General features: G+C 39.2%; 13 protein-coding genes. 6 read left to right on the forward strand and 7 right to left on the reverse strand.

From position 1 onward, the window contains the following. Positions 1-111: 111 nt before the first annotated feature. The 6 genes from bluB to AC5JMK_RS06510 all read right to left on the reverse strand — a co-directional run bounded on the left by bluB (position 112) and on the right by AC5JMK_RS06510 (position 5,114). Positions 112-720 (reverse strand): 5,6-dimethylbenzimidazole synthase, encoded by a 609-nt coding sequence (bluB, locus tag AC5JMK_RS06485; RefSeq protein WP_096675693.1) that lies wholly within the window; start codon positions 718-720, stop codon positions 112-114. A 637-nt stretch (positions 721-1,357) separates the two neighbouring features. Further along, positions 1,358-1,903, reverse strand: a complete 546-nt coding sequence (locus AC5JMK_RS06490; RefSeq protein ID WP_096675694.1) for a YqeG family HAD IIIA-type phosphatase — start codon at positions 1,901-1,903, stop codon at positions 1,358-1,360. 195 nt (positions 1,904-2,098) lie between these two features. Continuing rightward, positions 2,099-2,671: a DUF3727 domain-containing protein gene (locus AC5JMK_RS06495; RefSeq protein ID WP_096675695.1), complete on the reverse strand. Its 573-nt coding sequence runs from the start codon at positions 2,669-2,671 to the stop codon at positions 2,099-2,101. Between the two features lie 203 nt (positions 2,672-2,874). Next, entirely contained in the window at positions 2,875-3,405 is a 531-nt protein-coding gene (gene ruvX / locus AC5JMK_RS06500; protein WP_096675696.1) for a Holliday junction resolvase RuvX, read from the reverse strand. A 42-nt stretch (positions 3,406-3,447) separates the two neighbouring features. Beyond that, positions 3,448-4,713 carry a GNAT family N-acetyltransferase gene (locus AC5JMK_RS06505; protein WP_096675697.1) on the reverse strand — a complete coding sequence of 422 codons (1,266 nt, stop codon included), beginning with the start codon at positions 4,711-4,713 and terminating at the stop codon, positions 3,448-3,450. 197 nt (positions 4,714-4,910) lie between these two features. Then, a complete protein-coding gene (locus tag AC5JMK_RS06510; RefSeq protein ID WP_016858555.1) occupies positions 4,911-5,114 on the reverse strand; it encodes a hypothetical protein in 204 nt (67 codons plus the stop codon). A 510-nt stretch (positions 5,115-5,624) separates the two neighbouring features. Between AC5JMK_RS06510 and AC5JMK_RS06515 the strand changes: the two genes are divergently transcribed. After that, positions 5,625-7,736, forward strand: coding sequence for an ATP-binding protein (locus tag AC5JMK_RS06515; RefSeq protein ID WP_495909685.1), 2,112 nt, complete (start codon positions 5,625-5,627; stop codon positions 7,734-7,736). Between the two features lie 196 nt (positions 7,737-7,932). Here the strand turns inward: AC5JMK_RS06515 and AC5JMK_RS06520 are convergent, their stop codons facing one another. Continuing rightward, positions 7,933-8,316 (reverse strand): hypothetical protein, encoded by a 384-nt coding sequence (locus AC5JMK_RS06520; protein ID WP_096675699.1) that lies wholly within the window; start codon positions 8,314-8,316, stop codon positions 7,933-7,935. 135 nt (positions 8,317-8,451) lie between these two features. Between AC5JMK_RS06520 and AC5JMK_RS06525 the strand changes: the two genes are divergently transcribed. The 5 genes from AC5JMK_RS06525 (at position 8,452) to AC5JMK_RS06545 (ending at position 11,665) form a co-directional block, all read left to right on the forward strand. Next, complete coding sequence (locus AC5JMK_RS06525; protein ID WP_495909686.1) at positions 8,452-8,871, forward strand: hypothetical protein; 420 nt, start codon at positions 8,452-8,454, stop codon at positions 8,869-8,871. A gap of 207 nt (positions 8,872-9,078) precedes the next feature. Then, positions 9,079-9,957, forward strand: coding sequence for a phosphodiester glycosidase family protein (locus tag AC5JMK_RS06530; RefSeq protein ID WP_096675701.1), 879 nt, complete (start codon positions 9,079-9,081; stop codon positions 9,955-9,957). Positions 9,958-10,044: 87 nt separating this feature from the next. Beyond that, complete coding sequence (locus AC5JMK_RS06535; protein ID WP_495909687.1) at positions 10,045-10,200, forward strand: hypothetical protein; 156 nt, start codon at positions 10,045-10,047, stop codon at positions 10,198-10,200. Positions 10,201-10,246: 46 nt separating this feature from the next. Continuing rightward, positions 10,247-10,567, forward strand: a complete 321-nt coding sequence (locus AC5JMK_RS06540; RefSeq protein ID WP_096675702.1) for a hypothetical protein — start codon at positions 10,247-10,249, stop codon at positions 10,565-10,567. Between the two features lie 321 nt (positions 10,568-10,888). Next, a complete protein-coding gene (locus tag AC5JMK_RS06545) occupies positions 10,889-11,665 on the forward strand; it encodes an SDR family NAD(P)-dependent oxidoreductase (protein ID WP_096675703.1) in 777 nt (258 codons plus the stop codon). Positions 11,666-11,977: the final 312 nt, after the last annotated feature.

The following is an 11,977-nucleotide window of genomic DNA, read 5'->3' on the forward strand; positions in this document are numbered from 1 at the left end:
TTCCCTCTCAGGGCTTAAGCCACTGAGTTTCCCACATACCGCGAGGTTTTATGAACGTCTCGGCTTCCAAATAACTGATAACTGATAACTGATAAACTGATAACTGATAATTTATCTGTAGATCACCACAGGCTCAGAACAGCGTTGTTTCCAGCCAACCTTTTGGAGCATTGGTTGTCCATCATAGTCTGTAGCAGGTTTTCCTATACAAAGATAACCCAATGCTTCCCAATCATCAGGAACACAAAGTACTTGCTTGAGCTGGTCGTAATCGAGAATGGAAACCCAACCTGCGCTGTATCCTTGCTCTGTTAGGGACAGCCAAAGATTTTGGATCGCGCACACACAGCTCCATTTCAACGTTTCATCAGTCCAAATAGTGCCGATTGTGTAGCTTTCTTTGGGATATTCACAAAATACTGCTAAACCAATGGGAGCATCTTCAATTGCTTCCAATTTAAGACTTTTATGAAGCTTTATCTTGTCTTCCTCACTTGCCAGATTTGCTTCTGCTTTTGCTCTGAGCTTCAAGAAAGATTGCTTGAGTATTGCCTTAGTCTGTTGATTACGGATCACCACAAATCGCCAAGGCTCACTCAAACCAACTGAGGGAGCACAGTGAGCTGCGGCAAGCGCTTTTTTCAACACAGTTTCAGGAACATCGTCTTTCATGAAATGTCGTGTATCACGCCTCAGCCTCAAACACTGTTCTAACTCCATAAAGCTCTACTTTTCCTGTAAACGCCTGTACATAACAGCTTAACTGGGTCATCCAATTTTGGATTTTGGATTTTGGATTGACCTCCAGGATTTATCAGCTTTTTTATACCCTAGGAGGAATTATCGGTCAATTCTTTGATTGTACTTTTACAAATTTAACAACTTCAGCACATTATTCAATATATAGGCAAATAATCAATCAAGTAAATATTGTAATCATGCTCAAGATATGCAGTCTATAGAAATCCTATTTGATTTTTGAAAAGATACGTAGTAGTTTGTCAAGTTTGAATCAAGGGTTTGTAGTAAGGAATGCCCGTGCTTAAAAAATAAGGACTTAAGTCCTTACTACGAACTTTCTTATCCATCAATTTAAACTTGACAGAGGAGTATTTACATAGATAATTTGCTACTAATTAATGAAATGATATACGTATATATATAATCATGAGATTAATCACTGTATACAAAGCGCTAGCCTATACGGTAAGTACAGGCTAGCGCTTTGTATATATGTAACTTGTTGTTATTGTTAGGGTCTTTATTTTGCTGACCCCAATGTTATCTATACCTATGATCCCCTATTTTTGTAGTAAACAAAGTTTTTTTAATTTTTTCTTTAGATTTACTTTCCTGACTATTTGTGACGCTTTGTAAATCTACGTTTTTTAGGGCTTATAGAAGCTCCCATAACTTCCGATACCCAAACTTCAAAGTTGCGAATTGGGTGAGAACGCAAAGCAATATCAGGATGAACTATTGGCTCAACCAAAATGGTAAACATTCCTAGACGATTACCAGCTAAGACATCGGTAAATAAGCGATCGCCAACCATTGCGACTTGTTTTGCTGGTAAATTCATCGCACTGAGGGCAGCTCTAATCTTGCGTCGCGAGGGTTTAGCAGCACCTAAGTAGTAAGGTAAATCCAAAGAGCGAGCAATATTACCAATGCGGAATTCACTTAAGTTATTGCTGACAAGATACAAGGTTGCTACCTGACGGATTTCCTGAACCCACTGTTGTAGTTCTACTGAAGTTGATAATACTTTGATTGGTACCAACGTTTCATCTACATCCAACACCAGACCCTTGAGCTCATATTGTTGGATGATGTCGGGTGTGAGATTCAACACTGAACCTTCCAAAATTAAATCAGGCTGTAAGAGTTTGTTCCAGCGCATAGTCAGTTAGAAGTCAATGGTCAATGGTCAATCGTCAATGGTCTAATGACCATTGACACATTTTTATGGATTTTATGCAATAACTAAAACATTTGGCAAGATTTTTGCCAAATGCTTGAGCTAATAGCTAATAATAATTAAAAATTCCTTATGTAGAAATTAAGCATTACCTTCTCTTGTTTTGAATTTTTAATTTTATTCAACTTCATTAAACAAATGTTCTTCTAACAAGGGTTGTACTTGACGGAATTCTTCTGGAGAGAGTAATTCAGGTTTACCAGTTTTAGATATGCGTGCAAAAAATAGCAGTGGATCAAGGGGAGTATAAATCGCGTACTCCTGATCTTCATGGTAAAAGCTGGCTAGCAATTGTAATTGCTCTGGTTCTAAATCTGACTGTTCGTCTTCGATTTCTAAAGTGAACAGTTCTGATTCTTCTACTGGGGGTAATTCACCTGCGACAGTTAAAGCATAAGCTGTATTCTTGAGGACTAGATTTTGTTCTGATAGTACAGCTTGGGCAGTGCTAAAAATTTGCTCGATAGTAGTATCATCTTCTACCAGAACAGCCTCTTCTTCTTCTTCTTCACCTTGCCAAGCAAAGATTTCTACAGGTGAATCCACCGGAAGTAGCAAAAAGTAGCCTTGTCCATCAACTTCGAGTGAATGCTCAATATAACATTCGAGCGATCGCTTTTTATCATCGCTCAAAGTAATAGTTCCAGCATGTTCGCGATCGTGTTCGTCAGGAAAATAAGAAAAAGACATAGCCGATATATAAACTGTATGACTACCAGCTATTTTATAGATGGGAAAAGGGGAATGAGATTAAGGATTAGGTATAAGAGATTGAGGATTGGAATTTGAAATACACCCGTTCCCCGTTCCCTGTTCCCTGTTCCCTGTTTCCTTCAATTCTTTCCTACCTTGGCTGGTTAACAGATTTCAGAATATCATGCGACAAGCGATGCTTACTCAGCAGATAATTCTGTAGATTGTAAGCTAGTTCGTCGTGTATCTAACCATTGTTGTAATATTAAAGCTGCTGCCTTACGGTCAATCAAAGCTTTATGACGTGATGGAGAGCGGTTTTCAGCTAAGAGCAACTGCTCTGCTTGAAAAGAAGTTAATCGCTCATCTACATATTCCACAGGTAGGTGCAAAGATTTGCTTAGTCGTGTAGCAAACTTTTGCACTTGCTTGGCTTGGAATCCCAAAGAACCGTCCATTGAATAAGGTAAACCGACGACTAAAACTTCTACTTCTCGTTCTTTAATTAATTTTTGTATCTGTTCTACATCTTGCTGAAAAGATGTGCGTTCGACAGTAGTAATTCCAGTGGCTATTAAACCTAAGCGATCGCACCCCGCCACACCAATTCGTTTATGACCAACATCTAATCCTAAAGCAGAAACATATTTAGAACTAGAGTAAGACACAGAAGTTAAATTACTGCCTTGTCCTCCGTGTCCCCCATGTCGTCCCTCTTCCTTCTCTCCCATATCTCCCCTTGTCCTCCTTGTCCTTGTTCAATATCCACAGCACTACTCCTGCTGTTGTCCATCACCTGAATCTGGCTGACAAAATGGTTCTACAATGTGAGAGTTTTTGCTAGAAAAAGAAATATTTTCTTTTGATGGATTAGGTTGTGTCGATCTGTCTGAAGGAGTTGGCTTATGTTGTGGTAGCCATGACATTCCTCCTGGTATGGGTTTGCGTGCAGGTTGCAAACCTTGTAGTACTTCAGGTAACTGAATTCCTTCCAAGGAGACAAATTTTGACTCTCGAACTTTATGCCACACCGAGCGAGACATAATGAGAGTATGTTCTATGCGGCTTGCTCCAATTTGTTCTAAATACTCTTCTCCCTCTGGTTGATAGTCCGCCGAAGCTAGTTGCAAAGGTTGCTGGGGAAAATCCTGGGAAATGCGAGCAAGTTGAGTCAACATTTCTGGATATAGCCAAGTATATGCTGGGTGAACTGCCAGCGTTGCCATGTGTGGTTCTTCACCTTTGCGGTCTAGAGTAATCTGAAAATAACCGATTGCTGCTTTACGTTGGGGTTCAAACACGTAACCACTTACCACTTCGGTTTTTGTCACCCATTGCTTGACAGCATCAACCAAGGCGTTAAATAGGTTAGTTTTAAAGTCATCGGTTTGACGATCAAATACCTGGCGTACCAAAGGTGGCATTGATGCTGTATCTAATTGATATAACAGTTGAGCATCAGCGTTACTTATAGGCAGCATATTTGGCAAGTCAGGGTTAACCTGTGCCAATTCAGCCAGCAGTTCTGGTTTAATTTCCCAATAGGTCATTTCAGCCAGACGCTGAAAACCATTTTGCCGATACAGCGCCAGTGCTTCTGTATCATTAATGTTGACTTCTAGTATCCAAGTACGAGCCTCTAAAATTGATTCAAAGCAGTAACGCAAAAGCTGCGAACCAATTCCTTGCTTATCGGCAGCGCGTTCTAAGATTACTCGATCTACGCGCCAAGTGCTACGGGTACGATTAAATGGCGAGACTTGGATCATTCCTAAGAGCGATCGCCCCTGTTCTGCTACATATCCACAGAAAATATACTGTAGTGGATTCGGAAACCAACTTAAAAATCTCAACAATCCATACCAACGGCGCAGCCATTGCATTTGCCGCATTGCAAAATCGGCTCCTTTTCTGGTTTTAGCTGCGAATGAATCCATAGCTATACGTCCAATACCATCCAAGTCTCGATGTTGGATGGGTCGGATGACAATGCTAAGATTCTTCTGAAGTAATGAAGTCATTTTCATTCGAGCCGCCATTGCGCCTTAATTAAACAGAAACACAGGTACTGCTGCATTAATATTAACGGCTTTCCACCCCTTTCTATTGCTCCAAAAGGGTGATTTTTGCAACTCAATATTAAAAAGCAGACTAGTTGATGACTACATTAGCCTGGACTCAACAAGTTCTGCTTTGATTTTAGTTAAATTTTATTGAAGATTTGTATGGATTTGAACTAGATAACTCGGCGAGAAATTAGTTTTTCAAAATTTGCTTGGGTTTGATGGAGCAGTTGCTCTCGACTATCTACCTGTGTCTGCTTCAGCGTTGGAACCAGATTGCGAGCTTGCAGTGCCATGTGCATTTGGAGGTGGGCAACATATTCACTAAAGTCTTCTTCAACGACTACGCCTGTATCCTTGAGGAACTGTGATTCCATCGCCACTGTGTTCTCCTTTGTTTGTTAATCCCTATTGACCGATTCATATTTTCAAAACTTATCATGTCGTTTTACCTCACTTCTTAATTTGCAATGAAGTTTAACTAAAAATAGTCAATATTTTAAGAGGGGACGGGGAACAGGGAACAGGGATCGGGGAATGGGGATCGGGGAATGGGGATCGGGGATCGGGGAACGGGGATTGGGCATGAATCTGTTAACTGATTAGCTGTCCTCCTTGTCCCCACACTTAGTCATTTTAAAGTATTAAAATATGCTTGCTTAACCGTAAGTTTGACAGCAAAATCATTTTTGCAATATTATTTAAGACTTAATTGATTAAAGTATAAAAATTAATTTTGGAATTCATAATTTATTTAACTCAATTAAGTACTCAAGACCACAAATTAGGCCTCGTTGTACAGCAACAGTCACAAAAGTAAGGTTAAGAAAATAACAATTCAGAGAGTTGGAGTTCGGCTCTATGACTGATAGCTACCGTGCTTACTAGTGCTGATTCATACTAATACCCAAATGCCATTCTTCAGCTTTTTCAACCAAAATACTGAGCAACAAGCTTACCGCCAAACAATGGGACGCGGTGTGATGTTGCAAGCGAGTTACTCAAAACTACCTCTAAGCCAAAGAATTATCATGCCGTTTATGCTGGTGTTCTTTAGCATTATGGTGATAGCAGTAATTAGTTTTGCTTTTTGGTTTACTAGCGCCATGGAATACCAAATGAAGAATTCTGTTGCATCAGGTGCAGCAGTTATTTTGCAGGAGTTGCAAACCAAAAAACAACACTTGGGTTCTTGGGTGCAGTTGATAGCAGAACGAAATGATGTGCGTACGGCGCTGGAACAGAAAAATACTCAGACACTCCTAAAAATATTAGTTTCGCATGAGACTAATTTGAAACTAGACCTGATTAAGGTTGTTAATAAAAATGGTGGAGTAGTGCTGGAGCTCAGACAGCCAAAATTAGATAAGTCAAACTTAGAAGATCGAACAAGTATTTCTCAGGCACTTGCTGGGATGTATCCTTTAGATGTGGTGAATTTGCAAAAACAACGAGGACAAAAGCAATTAGTTCTAGTGGGTACAGCTCCTATTAAATCCAATGAAGAGGAAGTGATTGGTGGAATTGAAATTGGTATTCTCATCAATAACGAGTTACTTAAAAGTCTAATCGCGGCTGAAGATGAGTACTTAATAGCATTAAATGAAGATAAAACGGTTGTTGTTTCTACACTCACAGCAGTCACAAATCAAAATTGGCAATTACCACCTACAACTATTCCACCAATACGTATTTTGCTCACAAATAGACACTACATTGCCAAAAGTATTTTTATTCCAGGACTGAGCAATACTTCTTTGACAATTGTATTGCTCAAGTCGCTTATTGCTCTCAACCATACAGTACAGTACTTATGGTTAAGACTTTGGGGGTTTTTCGTCGTGGGGGGCTTTATTTGTACTTTGGTAGGTAAGAATATTGCATTGAATATTTCCGGACCTTTATTGACTGTAGCGAGAGTAGCTCAAAAAGCCACTCAAGAAGGAAATTTTGATTTGCAGGCTCCAGTAACTAGAAATGATGAAGTCGGAATTTTAGCTACTTCTCTCAACAGTTTGATTCGTCGAGTTGCAGAGTACACTCAAGAGTTAGAACAAGCTCGTACAACTTTAGAAAAACGAGTCGAAGAACGCACTCATCAACTTTTACAAAAAAATCAGGAATTAAATCTAGCTTACGATCAACTTAGTTATGCTATTCAAGAACTCCAGCAAACTCAAGCACAGTTGATTCAAACTGAAAAAATGTCTTCACTGGGTAATATGGTTGCAGGAGTTGCTCATGAAATAAATAATCCGATTAGTTCTATCTATGGCAATATTAGCTATGCTAAGGAATATATTGAAGAATTATTAGAATTACTGAATTTGTACAGAAACGAATATCCTCAACCGACTACTGCAATTCAAAATCATCTAGAACAGATAGAGCTAGATTATATTAGTCAAGACTTGCCCAAAATTTTAACCTCCATGAAGATGGGATCTCAGAGAATTCGAGAGATTGTTTTATCTTTAAGAAATTTCTCGCGATTGGATGAGTCTGAGAAGAAGGCTGTGAATATTCATGAGGGAATTGATAGTACTTTATTGATTCTCAATCATCGCCTGAAAGAAAGAATTCAAGTTGTCAAAGAATATGAAATATTACCATTAATTGAATGTTATCCGGCACAATTAAATCAGGTATTCTTGAATCTTATTAGCAATGCAATTGATGCTTTAGAAGAGGCATTTTTTAATAAATTATCATCAGTAGATAATAAAGTTAATCCCCAAATTTTAATTCATACAAATAAGGTTGCAGGCAATCGTATTGATGTCAGAATTACAGATAATGGTTGCGGAATTGAACCAAAAAATCAAGATAAAATTTTTGATCCCTTTTTCACTACGAAAGAGGTGGGTAAAGGGACTGGGCTAGGATTGTGGATTTGTTATCAGATTATTCAAAAACATCAAGGTAAGATTGAAGTCAATTCTTTACTTGGGGAAGGAACTACTGTTACCGTGACGCTTCCGCTTGTGCAAAAAGCATAAGGGGAGCATACCAATTTTTTCAATATAGCGCGCTTGGGTTTAAACCCTTAGCTAATAGCATAAGTCGTATGAATACGACTCAAACAAATCAAGTGCGATCGCACCCAGATCCTCCAGATCCCCGACTTTTTTAGAAAAGTCGGGGATCTTTTTTGAGGTTTTTGGTTTCAACCCTGGAGTTTCTGGTTTCAAGCTATCAAAATCCAAACCAATCACAATCTGTCGTAGTGTATGGTCTATATTCGTTAGGAACTATATTTTTTTGACCAGCAAACTTCCTTCCGTAATAACCATCCTCAAAACCACGTGCAAATTCACCACCAGCTGTACGTTGTTTGTACGTATTACCCTTTTTAGCACTCTCACGCCCTTGACGGTAGCCATCAGAATAGGCTTGGGGGTGATAGGCGGGATCTTGATCAACAAACCATTGAGTTATGGGATAGCAATAGTTTGGTCGGTAAAAAGGATATATATGATGATAGTTGTAACGCCCATGAGCTTGAGCTGATTGATTGCTGAAGAGAAAACTAGTAGCAGTTGTCAAAGCTACTAAACTTGTCATAATAATCTTGTTCATCATCTTAGTCTCCAGAGTTATAAAACTCCTGGTACTTTTAAGATATCGAGCAAAATATTTAATTGACATCACCTGTTAGGGTGAGCAAAACAATTTTTATTAGGTACTTCCACAAAAGTCACAGGAGATTATACGGTGAGTAATCTGGGCAAAAAAAGGTTAGATGTTACGATCGCAATCACCGCTTACGCTATTGGTAGTAGTGGTATTTCAGCAACGCCGACTCCTGGTGTAGAAATTCCCAAGCAGGTTGTTTTAACTGCTACTGATATTGCTATGTACACTTCAGTCTGGAAAACCTATTTTCAAGAAGAATTATCCAGCAAACAACTAACAGATATGCTGATAGAGTTAGGTTTAGTCACAGTTGCAGCAGCAGGAACAGCTTACATTGTTTCTAAAGCAACGGCAGCTATATTGTCTGAAATTACAGATTGGCTTGGGCCTGTTGGTTGGGGTTTTACAGTTGCGATCGCAGGTTCTTTAACTGGTTTATTTGGCGCTACTTGGGCAGCATATTGCGATTATCTTTACCGTCAAAAAGAACTTCAATAGACCTCTTGCAAAAATATTTTTACCCCACCCTAACCCTAAGCGTAAACGGGGAGGGAACTAAATTTTCCCCCCGTGAACGGGGGGATTGAGGGGGGTTCATTCGACTTTTGCAAGAGGTCTAATCTGTGTAAGTTTGTTATTTGTTATTAGTCATTTGTCATTCGTCATTCGTCATTAGATTAAAAGATGATTTTTTGCCATAAGGTAATGAAACAATATTTATTTGCTGCTGGTACTGGCATACTTTTATTACCCTTAATACTTTATGGCGGACTCCACTTTTTACGCCCACCCCAGACTAATCAAAAACAAGCATTGTTTCGTGGTATTTCCTATCAACGCCAAGTTCGTTCTCAACCACGCCCAATGATCATTCATATAGTCAGTATAGATTTAACTGCGCCAGGCGTGAAACCACTAGTGACACCAGGAATGCCACCAGAACAAGGACTGGAAACAAAAGCCCGTACCACCTCAGCATTTTTGCGTGAGTTCAAAGTGCAAGTAGCAATTAATGCGAGTTATTTTCAGCACTTTGTAGAAAACACTCCTTGGGATTACTATCCTCATAGCAATGATCCTTCCTATCCATTGGGCGAAGTAATTTCTCATGGTTATCGATATTCCAAACCCGAACCAGGATGGCGAGTGTTGTGTTTTATGAAAAATCGCGCCCAAATGCTAGATCGTGACGAATGTCCTAAAGGTACAATTCAAGGTGTTGCAGGAAGTCAAATATTAATTGAAGCTGGTAAGCCAAAAGCCAAAAACCTAGAACAGCGCAACGATAAACCATATCCCCATGTGGCTGTAGCGATTGATCAAACAGGTAAAAAACTTTGGCTAATTATAGTTGATGGTAAACAACTTCTTTACAGCCAAGGAGTGACGAAAAAAGAGTTAGCCAATATTGCGATCGCATTAGGTGCAGATACAGCACTCAACTTTGATGGTGGTGGTTCTACTACATTGGTAGTAGCAAGAAATACTGGAGCCAAAGTGTTAAATGCTCCCATACATACCAAAATACCGATGCGGGAGCGTCCAGTAGCTAATCATTTGGGCTTTTATGCAGAATCTTTGTGATTGAGTATATAGCAGTTCTCGGTTGTGTCCAATACGTACCCCAACCCCACCCCTTAATCCCCTCCCCGCGTGCGGGGAGGGGAGGTTTTGCGTCAGCAAAGCCGGGGTGGGGTTCCGACTGTATTGCAATCGAGTGAGAAGTGCTATAGATCCCCGACTTTGCAGAAGTTATTGGGGATCGCTAATTTGGAACAGCGAATTGATAATTGCGATCGCCGCGACACAAATATTGCTGCTGGATGATTAGGCTAGGATTTAGATCCCCGACTTTTTCAAAAAATCGGGGATCTTGGATACCTACGCAGGTTTTTTGATTGGGGAACCTCGTTTCAACCAAGAACATCCGAGTTCAAAACAAGAAACTTCTCATTTCAACCAAGAACATCCAAGCTCAAAACAAGAAACTTCTCATTTCAACCAAGAACATCCAAGCTCAAAACAAGAAACTTCTCATTTCAACCAAGAATATTCAAGCTCAAAACAAGAAACTTCTCGTTTCAACCAAGAATATTCAAGCTCAAAACAAGAAACTTCTCGTTTCAACCCAGAATATCCACAACACACAGAACCCCGACTTTTCTATGCGTTGCTATTCATCGACGGCGAGTAAATATTGGATTCATTTATTTACATAGATAAATTTTCTCTGTATTTTTTGGATTGTCTGTGCTTAAAAACATGGGATGCGATCGCACCTGTGCAAACATCAACAAAAAACATTAATAAAAAATTTTTCTCAAAACTAAGAATTTTTGCTTATAAAGATTCTCTATCTCATGATTTTATTCTTCCCGTCAGCAGTGGAAAAATTACATAGAGCGCTTAATCGTGTGTTTTTGAGCTTTTCAAGTTATGACTCTAGGCAGGTAAAATATCAATCAAATATTGTTAACATATATAAATTGACTAAATGTTATCCTAATTATTTCAAATGTCAACTGCTTTAATTACAGGGGCCTCTGGTGGTATTGGTAAAGCCTTTGCTGAGGAGTTAGCTGCACGAAATCATAATCTTGTTCTTGTTGCTCGTTCAGAAAATAAATTAAATGAATTAGCGAAGCAACTCTACCAAAAATGTCAAGTTCAAGTTGATGTAATAGCTAAAGACTTAACAGAAATAGGTGCTACGAATTCTGTATTTGAATTTACAAAGCAAAAAGGATTGACGATTGATCTATTAATTAATAATGCTGGTTTTGGAGACTACGGTGATTTTGCCGAAACAGATGAAGAACGGCAAATTAAAATGCTCCAACTAAATATTTTGGCATTAGTAGATTTAACTCATAAATATTTACCTTTGATGCGAGAACGTCGTTCTGGCAGCATAATTAATGTATCTTCGATCGCTGCATTTCAACCAATACCATATCTATCTGTTTATTCTGCTAGCAAAGCTTTTGTTCGTAATTTCAGTGAAGCATTGTGGGCAGAAAATCGTCAATATGGTGTCCGCGTCTTAGTTTCTTGTCCAGGGCCAACGGAAACTAACTTTTTTACACAAGCAAAATTTCCGCCAGCGCTAGCAAATAAAACCAATCAAATCTCAACTCCAGAAGAAGTAGTCAAAGAAACCCTCAAAGCATTGGAAAGAGAAGATTCTACCGTTGTTATTGGTGGCTTTTCTACTCACTTCATCACAAAAGTAGCTGGTTTAGTTCCACGGGAAACCTTGCTGAATCTTTTGGAAAAGCAATTTAAAGCTTAAAAGTGTTGGGGTGTTGGGTGTTGATGGTTGATTGGGTAGCATCCCAATTTTTTCGCGCTATTAGCTAAGGGTTTAAACCCTTAGCTAATAGCACAAGTCGTCTGAAGACGACTTCATAAAATCAAGTAGTCTGCTTTAAGCAGACTTGAGCTATGAGACTGCGATTTCAATCGCAGGCGGGTTTTTTGAACATTTGGGATGCTCCTGTTGATTGGCTTCCCGCAGGTACAACAACCAACACTCAACAACTACATATAGGCGTAAATATAGCGGTGCGATGTAGAAGTTGAGTGTTAAAGGATGAAACAAATC

It is taken from the genome of Pelatocladus sp. (assembly GCF_059505505.1).